Below are 16,025 nucleotides of genomic sequence, written 5' to 3'. Positions count from 1 at the left end.
CCGACTCAGACCTGCTCCTGGGCGAGGGCCTGCCGCAGCGCCTCGATGGCCGCCGGGATGCCGTCCGGGTTGGTTCCGCCGCCCTGGGCCATGTCCTTCTTGCCGCCGCCACGCCCGCCGATGGCCGGAAGGAACTGCTTGGCGAGGTCCCCCGCGGCCCAGCCCGCCTGCACCGCCGGCGGGGTGACGGCGACGCAGAACGCCACGGATCCCTCGCCGGGGGCGAAGATCGCGACCACGCCGGGGCCCTGGAGCGCGGCCCGCACGTCGGTGGCCAGGCCCCGGACGTCACCGGCCGCGGTACCCGCGGGGGCGGTCGCGGCGACCAGCGACACAGCGCGGTCTCCGGCGCCGACCCGGACCGCCCCGGCGGCCAGGGCGGATGCGGACGCCTTGAGCTGGGCGGCCCGCATCCCCGCGAGTTCCTTCTCGGTCTGTCGGAGCTTCTCGACCAGCGCCTCGACCCGGCCGGGCACCTCGCCCGGCTGCACCTTCAGCGAGCTGGCCAGCTGGGCGACGATGGCCCGCTCGGCGGCGAGCCGGTGGAACGCCTCGAGGCCGACGGCGGCCTCGACCCGGCGCAGACCGGAACCGATGGACGACTCGCCGACCAGCGCGATGGGCCCGATCTGCGAGGAGTGGTCGACGTGGGTGCCACCGCACAGCTCCACCGACCAGGGCCCGCCGATCTCGACGATGCGGACGGTGTCGTCGTAGGTCTCGCCGAACAGCGCGATCGCGCCCATGGCCCGCGCCTCGTCCTGCGAGCCGTAGAGCACACGGACACCGAGGTCGGCACGGACGGCCCGGTTGGAGACCTCTTCCAACTCGGCCCGCTGGTCCGCGGACAGTCCGGCGTTCCAGGCGAAGTCGAGCCGCAGATACCCGGGCTTGTTGTAGGAGCCGGACTGGAGCGCCTCCGGGCCGAGCACCTGCCGCAGCGCGGCGTGCACGACGTGGGTGCCGGAGTGCGCCTGCCGGGCGCCGATGCGCCATTCCGGGTCGACCTGGGCGGTGACGGTCGAGCCGGTCACCAGCTCGCCGTCGGTGACGCGGATCTTGTGCACCCAGAGCTTGCGGTCGACCTTCTGCACGTCGATGACCTCGGCCCGGCCGTCCGGTCCGGTGATGGTGCCGGCGTCGGAGTCCTGACCGCCGGCCTCGGCGTACAGCGGGGTCTGGTCCAGAACCAGCTCGACGGTCTGCCCCTCGGTGGCCACCTGGGCCAGCGCACCGTCGACGACGATCCCGCGGACGACACCGTCGGTGGTGAGTTCGGAGTACCCGGTGAACCGGGTCGGCCCCTGGTCGAGCAGCCCCCGGTAGACCGACAGGTCGGCGAACCCGCCCTTGCGGGCCTTGGCGTCGGCCCGGGCCCGGTCCTTCTGCTCCTTCATCAGCCGCTCGAACTCGGCGACATCGACGGTGAGCCCGGCCTCGCTCGCCATCTCCAGCGTGAGGTCGATCGGGAAGCCCTGGGTGTCATGCAGGGTGAACGCGGTGGCGCCGGGGAGGACGGTGGTCTGCTCGCCCTTGAGCTCACCGGCGGCGACGTCGAACAGCTTAGAGCCGGACGACAGGGTGCGCAGGAACGCCTGCTCCTCGGTGATGGCGACCTTTTCGATGCGCGTGTAGTCCTCGGCCAGCTCCGGGTAGGAGGGGCTCATCAGATCGCGCACGGTGCTCATCAGCGTGGGCATGATCGGCTCGCTGACGCCCAGCAGCCGGGCCGACCGGATCGCGCGGCGCAGCAGCCGCCGCAGCACGTAGCCGCGGCCCTCGTTGCCGGGGGTGACGCCGTCGCCGATGAGCAGCATGCCGCTGCGGGAGTGGTCGGCGATGACCCGGAACCGGACGTCGGCCTGGTGGTCGCCGCTGCCGTACTTCTTGCCGGACAGCTGCTCGACGGTGGCGATGATCGGCCGCAGGAGGTCGGTCTCGTAGACGTTGTCGACGCCCTGCAACAGGAAGGCGAGGCGCTCGACCCCCAGGCCGGTGTCGATGTTCTGGCTGGGCAGCGGCCCGAGGATCGGGAAAGCCCCCTTGCCATCACCCGAGGACTCACCCCGCATGTCCTGCATGAAGACGAGGTTCCAGACCTCGAGGTAGCGGTCCTCGTCGGCGACCGGTCCACCCTCGGCGCCGAACTCCGGGCCGCGGTCGTAGTAGATCTCCGAGCACGGCCCGCACGGGCCGGGGACGCCCATGGACCAGAAGTTGTCGTCCATGCCGCGGCGCTGGATGCGCTCGGCCGGCAGCCCGGCGATCCGCTGCCACAGCTCGATGGCCTCGTCGTCGGACTCGTAGACGGTGACCCACAACCGGTCCTTGTCGAGGGCGAATCCGCCCTCGTCCAGCGGCGCGGTGAGCAGCGTCCAGGCGTGCTCGATGGCGCCGGCCTTGAAGTAGTCGCCGAAGGAGAAGTTCCCGGCCATCTGGAAGAAGGTGTTGTGCCGCGTGGTGACGCCGACGTTGTCGATGTCACCGGTGCGCACGCACTTCTGCACGCTGGTCGCCCCCGGGAACGGCGGGGTGCTCTGCCCCAGGAAGTACGGCTTGAACGGCGCCATCCCGGCGATGGTGAACAGCACGGTGGCGTCCTGGCTGATCAGCGAGGCCGACGGCACGACGGTGTGGCCGTTCCGCTCGAAGTAGTCCAGGAAGCGGCGACGGATCTCGTGGGTCTGCATGCGGGGCTGATGTCCTCGGGGAGAGTGCGGGGCACGGGCGGGGCATGGGTGCGTGGGCGGCGCTGATCGTCACCGGAGTTCTCCGGTGACGGCGGGCGGGAAGGGTCAGGCGGTGCGGCGGGACCGGCTGGGCCGGTCCTCGCGGCCGGTGGCCGGCCGGGTGGGCGGTGGCGCGCCGGGCGCCCGCCGCTGCGGCTGAACAGGGGGCAGCGTGGCGGCGTCGGAGACTCCGTCGATGGTGCCCTCGACGGGGCCGATGGATTCCGGGCCGACGAGCAGGACCGCACCGGTCTGGTTGTCGATGACCGTGCGGTAGCTCGCCCGACGGTTGACGGCCCCCTGCCGGACGTCGGTGGCGAAGGCGCCGACCGCGTTGCCGATCTCGGCGATGGCGTCCGCGACGTCGGCGGCGATCGCCGAGGGCGTCAGTTTCGCCTTCATCGCGGCCGCGGCCGCCTCCTTGGCCCTGCGGGTGCGGCGGGTGGCGGCGACGCCCAGGGCGACCCCCGCCCCGAACACGTACATGCGCTTCACCGGTGCCGACTTCCTTCCCCAGCGTCGTCCTGCCTGTGCGGCGCGGCCGTTCCCGGCCGGCACCGAGGTGCCCGTTCCCGGGGTCGATGGCGGCTCACCCGCTCGACCGTCCAAAGGCTACCCGCTGGACCCCGGCCCGACCGGGAGCATCAGGAAGGTCGGGCCACCGAGGGGTCCGACGCCCCCGTCGAGGCCGTCTGGCGTTGCCACCAGACGGCGGCCGCACGGACGCGGCGGTTGCTGTCGCCGTGACCGCCGAGGCCGAGCTTGTCGAAGACGGAGCGCAGGTGCTGTTCGACGGTCCGTTCGGACAGGAAGAGGTCGGCGGCGATGCCGGCGTTGGTCCGACCTGCGGCCACCCCGGCCAGCACGTCGTTCTCCCGCGGGGTGAGGCCGGGGACGCCGACCGTCACGGCCCGCGGCGCCGCCGGCCGGGTCCACGCCTCGAAGCGCCGCACCCCGAGCACGACGAGCGCGGTGACGGCCACGGTCAGCGCGCAGGCGGCCAGCGCCGCCGGGGCGGGGGTCTCTATGGCGCCGACCACGGCGACGGCCGCGATCAGGGTGATCGCGCCGCCCCAGAGGGCGACGACGGTCCGGACGACCCAGCGGTCGTCCTGGCCGACCGCGTGGGCGACCAGGACCGGGATGCCGGCGATGACCAGCAGGTACGCGACGCTGCCGGTCGCGGGGTCGACGTCGCCGGGGTCCCGGACGACGGCCAGCGCGAGACAGCACACCACCGAGCACAACGCCGTCGATGTCAGCGCAGCGTCCCGGGCCAGTCGGCGGCGGTCGACGACCGAGGCCCGACGGGCCTGCCGAACCACCAGTGAAACGGCCAGGGCCAGCAGCAGGTTCAACGCGATCAGCAGGCCGTCGACCAGTGCGGGGACGGCCACCACCCACGCCTGGGGTGCGGCGGTGCCGATGCCGACGAACGGAGCCACCGGGCGGATGAGGACCGCGCCGGCCACCGCCACCAGCCCGGCGGCCGCGGCCAGGCCCACCGCGGCCCGGACGAGGCCGGCGTGCGCGAGTCCGGCGACGGCCAACCCGGCGGTCGGCGGGACCCACCCCACCGACCAGAGTCCCGCCGCCACCGGTCCCGGGGCCGTCGACGCCCAGGCGCCGAGGGCGAGGTAGAGCGCCAGGGACGCGGCGAGCGCCTGGAGGGCCCAGCGGGTCGGTCCGTCGACACGGCGGGCCAGCACCGCTACCGCCACGGCGCCCATCAGCAGGCCGATCACGGCGACCGGGTGCGTGACGAAGGTGCGGTCGCCGTCGAACCAGCGGACCAGCAGCGCCCCGCCACCGGCCGCGGACACCGTCCCGATGGCCCACAGCACCGGGTCAGTATGGGATCGGCGGGCGGGGCCGACCAGGTGCAGGTCAGGCACCGGTGGGCCGGATCAGCCGCCGGTACCCGAACCAGCCGAGCAGCACCCACAGCACCCGTTCGACCAGGGACAGACCCACGACCACCGGCGGAGTGGTGGGCAGCAGGAACCCGGCGGCGACGACGGTCACTCCCAGCGCGACGACCCGCCACGGCAGGCCCCGCACCACCGCCGCCCAGATCATGGCGGCGAGCACGGCGACGATGATGACCGCGGTCGTCCCGCCGATCCAGACCGCGAAGCCGGGCAGCCCCGCATTGAAGGCGTCGGTCACGGACCGTCCGGTGCCCGGGTCGACGACGGCCGGGTCGGCGGCCCAGATGAAGGGCAGCGTCTCGGCGGTGATGACGAGCGCGAAGACGAGGCCGGCCAGGGCCAGCGCGGTGGCGGCCAGCAGGGCCGGCCACCGCAGGTCACCGAGCACGGCGAGAAACAACGCGGCCACCACGAAGGTGACCGCGAACGCCGGCCCCCCGAGCAGCACGTTCATCGCCCAGTAGCCGGCGCCGAGACCGACCGTGGTGTCGAAGTCGATCGCGCCGGTAAAGGGCGGTTCCCACCACTGGAAGACGGTCAGCCCGATGGCGGCGAGTACGAGCAGGGTCAGCAGCAGGGTGGCGACCCGTCGGCGGGCGACCGGAACAGGTGACCCGGAGGTGGTCGTCGCGGCGTGGTTCCCGGTGGTGGCGGTCATCGGCCCACCGTGGGCCGGCGCCGGCCCCGAGCACCATCCGGGCTACCACGCAATACAGTGTCGCCGCAGGTCAGCGCCGGTCCTCGACGGGGTCAGGAGTCGGGACGAGTCATCGCCGTCTAAGGGTTGCAGGGAGCCGGGCCGGGTCAGCCACCACCGGTGATCCGTCCCTCCCGCTGCACCGAGAAGGCCCGGAACACCTCCCCGGACCCGACGCATCGCTCCCGACCCGGGTTGGCCGCCGTGAGATCGCCGTTGTCCGGCCAGGACCCGCCGCCCATCTCGAGGACCGGGCCGTGCGGCCCGGGCCGTCCGAGGTCGACTCCGTCGAGCAGGATCCGGTCGGGGGTGACGATGAGATCCAGGTAGTCGGCCACCGCCAGCGGGCTCCCTTCGGATTCTGCGCCCGTCAGTAGTGCACCCAGTAGTCGAACGCAGCCCTTGTCGTCGACGACCAGTCGCCCGACGGCGAGGGCCGCGGGGCTTGCGCCGCCGATCGTGGCCGGGAAGCGCAGCAGCGGAACGGCATCGGCCGGGGCCTGGCCAGGCACGGGCTGCGGGCTCCGCTGCACCACCAACGCCGCCGGGGCCAGGGCGGCGATGCAGTCTCGCACGCCCGCGATGGCTGCGGCGGCCGCATCGTGCGAGATGACCACCGTGACGGTGCCCGCACGCAGATCCAGCGACCCACCGAACGACTGCCCCCGCAGGGTCGTCGAGACCAGGTCCCACAACTGCCGCACCCGCTCCGGCGGCACCCCCGGGCGTTCGACGACGACCGGGTAGCCACCGATGGTCGACGGCGCCGTCGCCTGGCCTCGCGAGGTTCCGACGACGAACTGGAACGGGTCGTGCTCGATGACGGTGTAGTCGAACGCCGGGTCGGACGTGAAGAGCTGCTCGGCGGACTGGCCGGCCGCGAGTTGACGGATCGCCTCGTCGACCGGGACCCCGAATTCGTCCGCGTACCACTGCACATCGGGTGAGAGCTGTCCGTCACCGACCGTCCAGGCCGACCTGTCCGGTGTCGCCGCGACCGAGACGGGGTCGGGCAACGGTGTGGCGATGGGTTCGGTCGCCGGGGGCCCGATGGCGGGCCGAACGTGAGGGTGACGGGGGCGGTGACCGGCAGGAGCAGGTCGGTCCCGGCCGGGTTTCCGGCGTCGGCGACGGTGGCCGGCGCCGCGCAGGCCGTCGCCATGATCAGCACCACCGGGAGCAGAGCCCTGCGGTGGCGGCGGGATCGCCTGAGCGGTGGCACTCGCACGGTCATACCGTCGGGACGGAGGGCAGCGGCTGACTGGTTGCGCGGCGCCCACTGATCCTGGTCGGCCCTGGCTCGGACACAGGGGACATCCTGGCCCGTCGGGCCAGGGACCGCCCGCGGAGGCGGTGGTCGTGCTCGCCAACGGCAGGGGATTGTGGTCCAATACAGCTTGTCGAAACGATTCGATTCGATGCTGGAAATGTGGTCGCACCGGTCAACCCGGAGGCCGCCCCGGCGTCCTGCCCTGCGATCGGCGGCGCGACGAGCCCGCCCATCCCCCCGCTCACCCCATCAGGAAGGTCAGTCCACGATGTCCGTCATCGAGACGAACACCCTCGAGACCGTGTCCGCTGCTGCCGGCCCCGAGTCGGGCTCACCGGCCGACGACTGGCGCCGCACCGCCGTCGTCTACCAGATCTACCCCCGCTCCTTCGCCGACGGCGACGGCGACGGCATCGGCGATCTGCCCGGCATCATCGGCCGGCTCGGCGCGCTCGCCGAGCTCGGCGTCGACGCCGTCTGGCTGTCGCCGTTCTACAAGTCGCCGCAGGCCGACGCCGGTTACGACGTCGCCGACTACCGCGACATCGACCCGCTGTTCGGCACCCTCGACGACTTCGACGCCCTCGTCGCCAAGGCCCATGACCTGGGTCTGAAGGTCATCATCGACCTCGTCCCCAACCACTCGTCCGACGAGCACGTGTGGTTCCAGCAGGCGCTGGCCGCCGGCCCGGGTTCACCCGAGCGCGAGCGCTACATCTTCCGTGACGGCCTCGGCGAGCGGGGTGAGCTGCCGCCGAACAACTGGGTGAGCTGCTTCCGCGGGCCGGCCTGGACGCGGACGACCAACGCCGACGGCACCCCCGGCCAGTGGTACCTGCACCTGTTCGACACCAAGCAGCCCGACTGGAACTGGGAGCACCCGGAGGTCCGCGAGGAGTTCCTCTCGGTCCTGCGCTTCTGGCTGGACCGCGGCGCCGACGGCTTCCGCGTCGATGTCGCCCACGCCCTCATCAAGGCGCCCGGTCTGCCCGATCTGGTCCATCCAATCCAGGATCCGGAGGCCGACCCCGAGGGCTTCTTCATGAACGGCCCGATGTGGGACCAGGACCGGGTCCACGAGGTCTACCAGTCGTGGCGCGCGCTGCTCGACGAGTACTCGCCCGACCGCATCCTGTGCGCCGAGGCGTGGGTGCAGCCGCTGTCCCGGCTGGCCAACTACGTGCGTCCGGACGAGATGCACCAGGCCTTCAACTTCGAATACCTCGATACCCCGTGGAACGCGGCCGCGCTGCGGACCTCCATCACCGCGTCGGTCGCGTCCAACGAGTCGGTCGGCGCGCCGACCACCTGGGTGCTGTCCAACCACGACGTCGTGCGCCACGCTTCCCGGCTGGGTCTGCCCGGCAACGGGCCGCGCCCGAACGGCATCCGCGCCGGCGACGTCCAGCCGGACGCCGAGCTCGGTCTGCGCCGGGCCCGGGCAGCCACGCTGCTGATGCTGGCCCTGCCCGGTTCGGCCTACCTGTACCAGGGTGAGGAGCTGGGCCTGCCCGACCACACCGACCTGGACGACGACCTGCGTCAGGACCCGACCTGGTGGCGGTCGGAGTACACCGAGGCCGGCCGCGACGGCTGCCGGGTTCCGCTGCCCTGGCAGGCCGACGCCCCCGGGCTGGGCTTCGGCCCGACCGGTCTGACCTGGCTGCCGCAGCCCGAGGCGTACACCGAGCTGGCCCGGGACCGGCAGCTCGGGGTGGCCGGCTCGACGCTGGAGATGTACCGGACGGCGCTGCGGCTGCGTCGCGAGTACGGACTCGGACCGGGCTCGCTGGAGTGGGCGGACGACCTGGGCAGCGGCGACGTGCTGTCGTTCGTCAACGGCCAGGTCCGGGTGGCCGCGAACATCGGCACCACGCCGGTCGCGCTGCTCGCCGGCGCAACCGTGGTGCACAGCAGTGTCGAGCTGCCGGGCGACGGCACGCTGCCGCCGGACACCACCGTGTGGCTCGTCTGACACCAGCTGACTTCGCATCGCCGACGGCCGTGGCCCGTCCCTTCCGGGACGGACCGCGGCCGTCGGCCTTTTCCGGTCCGTTCGGGGGATGACCGTGGTCGCGGCCTCCGCGCAGACCTACCGTGAGGACGCCCCATTCCCCAGACGAGGTGGTAGCCGATGCGACACGGCCCGGTCGACGTCATCGTGGTCCAGTTCCCGGCGGGGGTGCAGCACGGCACCCTCGTGCAAGCCCTGACGGAGGTGGCCGACAAGGGCCTCGTCCGCATCGTCGACATCGTGTTCCTGTCCAGGAACGCCGACGGCACCCTCGTGGTCGGCGAGCTGGACGCGGTCGACTCCGAGCTGGGCGGCCTGTACGCCGACCTCGACGGCGACTTCGGCGGCCTGCTCAGCGAGGCGGACCTGGAGGCCGCGGCAGCCGATCTGCCCCCGGGCACCGCGGCCGGTGTCCTGGTCATGGAGCACCTGTGGGCCCGCGGCCTGGCCGCCGGTCTGGCGTCCGCCGGCGGCGAGGTGGTCTCCACGACCCGGATCCCCGCGGCCGAGGTCGACGCCGCGTTCAGCGACCTCGAACCGGCCTGATCCACGCCGTTCCCCGCGACTCCAGCCCCCCTCCCCCCGGCGACTTGGTAAAGAACGACGCCTTTTCGTCGCGGAGGCGGCGTGTTTCGCCCAATCGCGCAGCCCACGTCATCACCACCGAAGGAGAACTCATGTTGGGACGAGGACTTGGCCGGGGCGGACGCCCCGGTCTGCTCGGCACCATGGCCCGCACCGCCGTGGTCGCCGGGACCGCCACCGCGGTCAGTGGCAATGTCGCCCGCAAGCAGCAGGCGCGTGACGTCGAATCGGCGCAGGCCGCGGCCTACCGCCAGCAGCAGACGGCCCCGCCGCCCGCACCGGCGGCCGCTCCCCCGCCACCGGCCCCGCCGGCGCCGGCCGGTCCGCCGAAGGACATGAACGTCGTCATCCAACAGCTCCAGCAGCTCGGCCAGCTCCGGGACGCCGGCGTGCTCACCGAAGAGGAGTTCGCCGCGCAGAAGGCGAAGCTGCTGGGCTGACCCGTCCCCCGGCCCACAGCGGCCACCGTCGAGGAGCGTCGTGCTCGCTGAGCGAGCAGGACGCTCCTCGACGCATTTCCGGCCCCCTCCTGATTGCACTATTGCATTCATGCATTAGTGCAGCAGGGTTCTGCTCCATGATCGAGTTCCGGATCGACCGACGGGCGGGGGTGCCGACGTACCTCCAGATCGTCCAGCAGGTCCAGCAGGCGCTGCTGCTCGGTCGATTACAGGTGGGCGACAAGCTCCCCACCGCGCGCGAGGTGGTCGCCAGTACGGCCATCAACCCCAACACCGTGCTCAAGGCCTACCGCGAACTGGAGCACGAGGGCCTGGTCCAGGCCCGGGTGGGCGCGGGGACGTTCGTCACCCGCGAGTTGGCCCGGCCGTCCACCACCCAGCACTCCGCTCTCGGGTCGGCTCTGGGCGAGTGGGTGGCGAATGCGCGCCGGTCCGGTCTGCGACGTGACGAGATCGAAGCCCTCGTGAAGGCCTGGCTCGACCAGGAGTTCCACCAGCCCCCCGTCGACGTGAAAGGACAATCATGACCAGCGCTCTCGTCCAGGCGCCGTTGCAGGTCGACGATCTCGGGGTGCGGTTCCGCCGCGGTTGGGCGCTGCGGCACTGCTCGCTCACCCTGCGGGAGGGTCGCATCACGGCGCTCGTCGGCCCGAACGGGGCGGGCAAGAGCACCCTGATGACGGTGGCGGCCGGCTTGCGCCCGGCGACGGAGGGGTTCGTCGCGGTGCACGGTTCCCGGGTCGACACCCGCGCGATCCACCCGGCCGTCGGCTTCCTGGCCCAGGACAAGCCGCTGTACAAGCGGCGCACGGTGGACGACATGATCGCCATGGCCAGGCATCTCAATCCGGTCTTCGACCTGACCCTGGTCCGTCGGCTGGTGACCGAGGCCGAACTGCCGCCGTCGGCCCGGGTCGGCACGCTCTCGGGCGGGCAACGCAGCCGGCTCGCCCTGGCCCTCGCCCTCGGACGCCGACCGGCGCTACTCATCCTCGACGAGCCCTTGGCCGACCTCGACCCGTTGGCTCGCTTCGAGATGCAGCAGATGCTGCTGACCGAAGCCATGGACACCGGGATGACCGTGCTGCTGTCCAGTCACATCGTCAGCGAGATCCAGGACAGCTGCGACGATCTCGTCATCCTCGCCGACGGCCGGGTCGTGCTGGACGGCGCGGTGGATCAGCTGACCGACCGGTTCCACCTGTTCATCGGCCCGGGGACGGTGGGTGCCGACGCCACGAACGGGACTCCGGAGTGGCTACCCACCGACCGGCTCGTCGATCTGCGGACCCTGCCCCGTCAGACGACGGCGCTGGTCGACGGCCCGGTCGACCGGCGGCCACCCGGGTGGTCGGAGGAAACGGCCACCCTCGAGGAGATCGTGATGGCGCACCTGCGCTCGACCCGTTCCGGCGCCGCTTCTTCCGCTGCGGACGTCACCGTCTCGAACGGAGCCGACCGATGAACCGCGTCCCGTCGGAAACGCCCACTACGGGCGAGGTTCGGCCCGCGGGCACCGGGGACTGGGTATCCCCCGCGCAGGCCGCCGGCAGTCGCCGTACGTCGTGGCGGAACCTGTTCGCGGGGATCTGGCCGGTCCACCGGGCCATCCTGCTCGGCTGCGTCGGCGCCGCGGCGCTGCTCGCTCTGGCCTTGGTCTGGTACCGGCAGTGGGCCATCGGCGTCGCATCCGACGTCATCGCCGGGCCGGCCTGCCGGGGCGGATCGGCCCTGGACAGCCCGGACTGTTCGACCGCCGTTCTACGGACCCAGTTGGAAGTCATCAGGACACCGGGCAGCCTGCTGACGTTGGTCTGCGCGGCGCTGACCGCCGGCGCCGGTGTCATCCTCGGGGTCTCAGCCTTTGCCCGGGATTTCGAGCAGAGGACTCAGGTCTTACTTCTGACGCAGTCCGTCAGTCGGGTTCGGTGGTGGACGGCAAAAACTCTGGTGTTCCTGGTGCCCTGGCCACTGGCCGTGCTCGGACTCGGTGTGGTCGCCTCCTGGTCGTTCACCGGCGTGAGTCAAGCCTTCACGCCCGTCGGCGGATTCGGCGACGGACCGATGGATCCACAACCGTTCTACCTCTCCGCCCTGGGGCTGTTCATCGTGGGCACGGTCGCCGTCTGCACCGGCGTGACGATTGGCATCCTGATGCGCGTCACCCTGGGCGCGATCCTCGTGGCCAGCGTGATGACCGCCGCCCTTGTCGTCGGCGCCGAGGTCGCCCGCCCACACCTTGTGCCGAGCGACCGGTTCGTCTCCGCCTCACGGGACGGCGGGTCGGTCGCCGTCCCGGCCGATTCCTGGTACCAGCGGAACGGCTACCTCGACTCCGATGGGCGGGAGATCGTCTGGGACGGGAACTGCAGCCTGTACTCGACCACCGACGAGAACACCACCGCGGAGGAGTACGTGGACATCCAGCAGAAGTGCCTGGACCAGGCCGGGATCGCTGCCGAGTACACGGATGTCATCCCGGCGGATCGCTTCACCCAGGTCCGCGCCCTGTGGTCGGGCATGCTCTTCGTGGTCTCCGGACTGGTCCTGTTGGCCGCCTTTCTCCGCATCCGCCACCGCGTGCTCTGAGTCACGGGGCGCACAGTGCCCGTGACATAGAGTGCAGGGCGTGAATCGGCTGGCCCTGCACGAGTCCGTCGCCGTCGGCCTGCCCCCGGCGGGACTGGTCGACGTGGCCCACGCGGCCGGGTTCCCGTCGGTCGGCCTGCGGGTGGCGCACTCCCCCGGCCCCGATCATTTCGGGAAGGGCGCCGCCGCCGACGAACTGGTGCGGATGGTCGATCATCTGCTGTCCTGGCGGGTGTCCGTACTGGATGTCGGCCGGGTCGACCTCGGGGTCGACGATGCCGAGACTGCCGACGGGGTCCTGGATCTCGCCGGCCGGATGGGGGCGCGGTACGTGACGGTGGGGTTCGCGCCGGATCTGGAACCGACCCGGGCGGAGGTGGAGTTCGCGCGCCTGGTGCATCAGGCGGAACCGTACGGGCTGGTGCCGTTGATCGTCCTGCGACCGGACAGCGCGGCCTCGAATGTGGCCTCGGCGACGGAGGTGGCCGGTCGCACCGGCGGCGGGTGCGTACTGACACTCGACCTGGAGCGCGACCCGTTCGACATCGAGGACCGGATCCTGCGAGCGGGCAACCACCTGGGCTACCTGCGGGTGCTGGTCGAGCAACTGGACGGCCTCACGGAGGACACCGCGGCCGGCCGGCTGGCCACCGTGCCCCCGCACATCCCGATCGCCGTCGGTTCCGAAGTCCCGGCGGCGCCCACCGGGATCGATGTGGATTCGCTCGCCGAGCGGGCCGCCCGGTGGGCCCAGCTGGTCGACACCATGCTGGAGCACCCCCGCAGTCGGGCGCGCCGACTGTCAGAACGGGACTGACCCCGGCGGGGAGTCAGCGGCGCGTGGCTTCGATCAGCCCGCGCACCGCCAGTCCGTAACCGGCCACCCCGAATCCGACGACAATGCCGGCCGCGACCGGCGAGATCACCGAGTGGTGCCGGAACTCCTCGCGGGCGTGGACGTTCGAGATGTGCACCTCGACGACCGGCAGCTGCGCGCCTTCGATCGCGTCGCGCAGCGCGTAGGCGTAGTGGGTGTGCGCGCCCGGGTTGTAGACCGCTCCGACGCACCGGCCGGCCTGCGCCTCCCGGCCCAGTTCGTGGATCCAGTCGATCAGCTGCCCCTCGTGGTTGGACTGCCGGAAGTCGAGTTCGAGTCCGGCGGCGTCACTCTCGCGTCGGCACAGTTCCCGGACATCGTCCAGCGTGGTGGTGCCGTAGATCTCGGGCGACCGGGTGCCCAGCAGGTTGAGGTTGGGCCCGTTGAGGACCGCGATGCAGGTCATGCAGGCATGATCCCCGACAACCACCGCGGATCAGGGGATCAGCAGCACCTTGCCGGTGGTCTTGCGCCCGGTCAGCGCGTCCTGCGCCTGTGCGGCCTCCCGCAACGGGTACGTCGCCCCGATCCGCACGTCCAGGCGGCCGTCGGCGATCCAGCCGAACAGTTCGTCGGTCCGGCCGATCAGTTCCTCCCGGGTGCGGATGAAGTGGTCCATCTTGGGCCGGGTGAGGAACAGTGACCCGCCCGCGTTGAGCCGCTGGGGGTCGAACGGCGGGACCTGCCCGGAGGCACCACCGAACAGCACCATGGTGCCGCGGACCCGCAGGGCTCGGAGCGACGTGTCGAAGGTGTCCTTGCCGACTCCGTCGTAGACGGCCACCACTCCCTCCCCACCGGTGAGATCCCCGGCCCAGTCGGCGAAGTCGGTCCCGTCACCCTCAGTGCCGTACCCGACCAGCACATCGCTGGCCCCGGCCCCGCGAGACAGTTCGGCCTTCTCCTGGGTCGACACCGTGGTCAGCACCCGGGCACCCTTGATGACGGCGATCTGGGTCAGCAGCAGGCCGACCCCGCCCGCACCGGCGTGCACCAGCACGGTGTCGCCCGGCTGGATGCGGTAGGAGTCGGTGGCCAGGTAATGGGCGGTGATCCCCTGCAGTCCGACGGCGGCGGCGACCTGCAGGTCGACCCCGTCGGGGACGGGGTAGAGCTGGTCCACCGGGGCGACGACCCGCTCGGCGTAGGACCCCGGCACCGAGGCCCACGCGACCCGGTCGCCCGCCGCGAAGCCGTCGGCTCCGCCGGCGGCCACGGTCCCGGCGCCTTCCTTGCCGAGCACGAACGGAAGATCCTTGGGGTAGACGCCCTCCCGCTCGTAGGTGTCGATGAAGTTGACGCCCGCCGCGGCCACGTCGACGACCACCTGACCGGCATCCGCGGCGGCCAGGGGCATCTCGCGGAATTCCAGCACCTCGGAGCCGCCGGTGCGCGGGACGACCACCGCATGGGTCGTGGACTCGGACTCGGTCATGACTGCTCCCTGATCTTCCGCCGCAGGCGCGGCACCCGTTCGGCCAACTGCTGTTCCGCTCCATAACCCGTCGGCCGGTAGTAGTCGCGGCCCACAAGTTCGTCCGGTGCGTACTGCTGGGCGACGACCGCTCCCGGACGATCGTGCGGGTAGACGTAGCTCTGCGCGTTCCCCAGCTTCGCCGCTCCCGCATAGTGGCCGTCCCGCAGCGCCGGCGGGACCGACCCGATCCGACCGGCCCGCACGTCGGCCATCGCCGCGTCGATCGCCCGGATGACGGCGTTGGACTTCGGCGCCGTGGCCAGGTGGATGGTGGCCTGCGCCAGGGCGATCCGCGCCTCCGGCAATCCGACAAGCTGCACCACCTGGGCGGCGGCCACGCACGCCGGCAGCGCGGTGGGGTCGGCCATCCCGACATCCTCGGACGCATGCACCATCAACCGCCGGGCGATGAAGCGGGGGTCCTCCCCCGCCTCGATCATCCGGGCCAGGTAGTGGAGGGCCGCGTCCACATCGCTGCCCCGGATCGACTTGATGAAGGCACTGGTCACGTCGTAGTGCTGATCACCGGAACGGTCGTACCGCACGGCGGCCCGGTTCACCGCCGCCTCCACCACGGACAGGTCGATGACCAGGTCGCCGTCGGCGGACGGGACCGCGTCGGCCAGCACCGAATCGGCGGCGGCCTCCAGCGCGGTCAGCGCCCGCCGGGCGTCACCGCCGGACAGGGCGACGAGGTACGACCTGGCCTCCTCGTCGAGGACGACCTGACCGTCCAGGCCCCGCTCGTCGGCCACGGCCCGCTCGAGCACGGCGGTGATGTCCGCGTCGGTCAGCGGCTGCAGTTGCAGGACCAGGGACCGGGACAGCAGCGGGGAGACGACGGAGAAGAACGGGTTCTCCGTGGTTGCCGCGATCAGCACCACGGTGCGGTCCTCGACCGCGCCGAGCAGCGAGTCCTGCTGGGTGCGGGAGAAACGGTGGACCTCGTCGATGAACAGCACCGTCTGCTCGCCGGTGCGCCGCAACGAGTCCCGGGCGGTGGCCAGCACGGCCCGGACCTCCTTGACCCCGGCCGACACCGCCGACAGCTGCTCGAAGCGGCGACCCGTGCTCCCGGCGACCAGGGTCGCGAGCGTCGTCTTCCCGGTCCCGGGCGGGCCGTAGAGGATCATCGACGACGCCGCGCCACCCTCCACCAGCCGGCGCAGCGGGGCGCCTGGGCCGAGCAGGTGGGCCTGACCGACGACCTCGTCCAGCGTCCGCGGCCGCAGCCGGGCCGCGAGTGGTCCGGACGGGACGGGGACGGCCACGGCCGGGGTGAGTCGGTGACCGCCGGTCGCGTCCGCCGTCCCGAACACCGCGGAGTCCGGCGGCTCATCCGGATCCGCGGCGATCCCGAACAGCCCGGGTTCCTGCGCGCTCACCCCGGCGACG

At 72.0% G+C, this 16,025-nt stretch carries 15 protein-coding genes; 7 read left to right on the top strand and 8 right to left on the bottom strand.

Annotated elements, in window-relative coordinates; genetic code table 11:
* Positions 1 to 5: 5 nt before the first annotated feature.
* From alaS to FDO65_RS01460, 5 genes are all read right to left on the bottom strand, one after another.
* Positions 6 to 2,690, bottom strand: a complete 2,685-nt coding sequence (gene alaS, locus FDO65_RS01490; RefSeq protein WP_137447720.1) for an alanine--tRNA ligase — start codon at positions 2,688 to 2,690, stop codon at positions 6 to 8.
* A gap of 105 nt (positions 2,691 to 2,795) precedes the next feature.
* Positions 2,796 to 3,224 (bottom strand): hypothetical protein, encoded by a 429-nt coding sequence (locus FDO65_RS01485; RefSeq protein WP_137447719.1) that lies wholly within the window; start codon positions 3,222 to 3,224, stop codon positions 2,796 to 2,798.
* A 149-nt stretch (positions 3,225 to 3,373) separates the two neighbouring features.
* Entirely contained in the window at positions 3,374 to 4,573 is a 1,200-nt protein-coding gene (locus FDO65_RS22385) for a helix-turn-helix transcriptional regulator (RefSeq protein ID WP_205849717.1), read from the bottom strand.
* 43 nt (positions 4,574 to 4,616) lie between these two features.
* Positions 4,617 to 5,318, bottom strand: a complete 702-nt coding sequence (locus tag FDO65_RS01465; protein WP_137447718.1) for a hypothetical protein — start codon at positions 5,316 to 5,318, stop codon at positions 4,617 to 4,619.
* 146 nt (positions 5,319 to 5,464) lie between these two features.
* Positions 5,465 to 6,373 carry a hypothetical protein gene (locus FDO65_RS01460; RefSeq protein ID WP_137447717.1) on the bottom strand — a complete coding sequence of 303 codons (909 nt, stop codon included), beginning with the start codon at positions 6,371 to 6,373 and terminating at the stop codon, positions 5,465 to 5,467.
* Positions 6,374 to 6,895: 522 nt separating this feature from the next.
* Here FDO65_RS01460 and FDO65_RS01455 point away from each other — a divergent pair.
* The 7 genes from FDO65_RS01455 to FDO65_RS01425 all read left to right on the top strand — a co-directional run bounded on the left by FDO65_RS01455 (position 6,896) and on the right by FDO65_RS01425 (position 13,093).
* Positions 6,896 to 8,602 (top strand): glycoside hydrolase family 13 protein, encoded by a 1,707-nt coding sequence (locus FDO65_RS01455; protein WP_137447716.1) that lies wholly within the window; start codon positions 6,896 to 6,898, stop codon positions 8,600 to 8,602.
* Between the two features lie 159 nt (positions 8,603 to 8,761).
* On the top strand, positions 8,762 to 9,187 hold the full coding sequence (locus FDO65_RS01450) for a DUF6325 family protein (protein ID WP_137447715.1): 426 nt from the start codon (positions 8,762 to 8,764) through the stop codon (positions 9,185 to 9,187).
* Positions 9,188 to 9,318: 131 nt separating this feature from the next.
* The gene (locus FDO65_RS01445; RefSeq protein ID WP_137447714.1) at positions 9,319 to 9,666 is read left to right on the top strand and encodes an SHOCT domain-containing protein; all 348 of its coding nucleotides are present in this window, start codon (positions 9,319 to 9,321) and stop codon (positions 9,664 to 9,666) included.
* 137 nt (positions 9,667 to 9,803) lie between these two features.
* Complete coding sequence (locus tag FDO65_RS01440) at positions 9,804 to 10,214, top strand: GntR family transcriptional regulator (RefSeq protein ID WP_137447713.1); 411 nt, start codon at positions 9,804 to 9,806, stop codon at positions 10,212 to 10,214.
* On the top strand, positions 10,211 to 11,152 hold the full coding sequence (locus FDO65_RS01435; RefSeq protein WP_137447712.1) for an ABC transporter ATP-binding protein: 942 nt from the start codon (positions 10,211 to 10,213) through the stop codon (positions 11,150 to 11,152). The genes FDO65_RS01440 and FDO65_RS01435 overlap by 4 nt, the downstream gene beginning before the upstream one ends.
* The gene (locus tag FDO65_RS01430) at positions 11,149 to 12,276 is read left to right on the top strand and encodes a hypothetical protein (RefSeq protein ID WP_137447711.1); all 1,128 of its coding nucleotides are present in this window, start codon (positions 11,149 to 11,151) and stop codon (positions 12,274 to 12,276) included. The genes FDO65_RS01435 and FDO65_RS01430 overlap by 4 nt, the downstream gene beginning before the upstream one ends.
* Before the next feature lie 40 nt (positions 12,277 to 12,316).
* Positions 12,317 to 13,093 carry a hypothetical protein gene (locus FDO65_RS01425; RefSeq protein ID WP_137447710.1) on the top strand — a complete coding sequence of 259 codons (777 nt, stop codon included), beginning with the start codon at positions 12,317 to 12,319 and terminating at the stop codon, positions 13,091 to 13,093.
* Positions 13,094 to 13,106: 13 nt separating this feature from the next.
* On the opposite strand, the gene aroQ is transcribed toward FDO65_RS01425, so the two are convergent.
* Genes aroQ through FDO65_RS01410 form a run of 3 tightly spaced genes read right to left on the bottom strand, consistent with a single transcriptional unit; the run spans position 13,107 to position 16,015 of the window.
* The gene (gene aroQ, locus FDO65_RS01420) at positions 13,107 to 13,559 is read right to left on the bottom strand and encodes a type II 3-dehydroquinate dehydratase (protein WP_137447709.1); all 453 of its coding nucleotides are present in this window, start codon (positions 13,557 to 13,559) and stop codon (positions 13,107 to 13,109) included.
* A gap of 30 nt (positions 13,560 to 13,589) precedes the next feature.
* Positions 13,590 to 14,588, bottom strand: coding sequence for a quinone oxidoreductase family protein (locus FDO65_RS01415; RefSeq protein WP_137447708.1), 999 nt, complete (start codon positions 14,586 to 14,588; stop codon positions 13,590 to 13,592).
* Positions 14,585 to 16,015 (bottom strand): replication-associated recombination protein A, encoded by a 1,431-nt coding sequence (locus FDO65_RS01410; protein WP_166441997.1) that lies wholly within the window; start codon positions 16,013 to 16,015, stop codon positions 14,585 to 14,587. Before FDO65_RS01410 ends, FDO65_RS01415 begins: the two co-directional genes overlap by 4 nt.
* Positions 16,016 to 16,025: the final 10 nt, after the last annotated feature.

Origin of the sequence: Nakamurella flava, assembly GCF_005298075.1 — a bacterium.
Lineage (GTDB): Bacteria > Actinomycetota > Actinomycetes > Mycobacteriales > Nakamurellaceae > Nakamurella > Nakamurella flava.
Note: the sequence above shows the minus strand (reverse complement) of the source record. Positions and strands in the feature narration are given on the sequence as shown.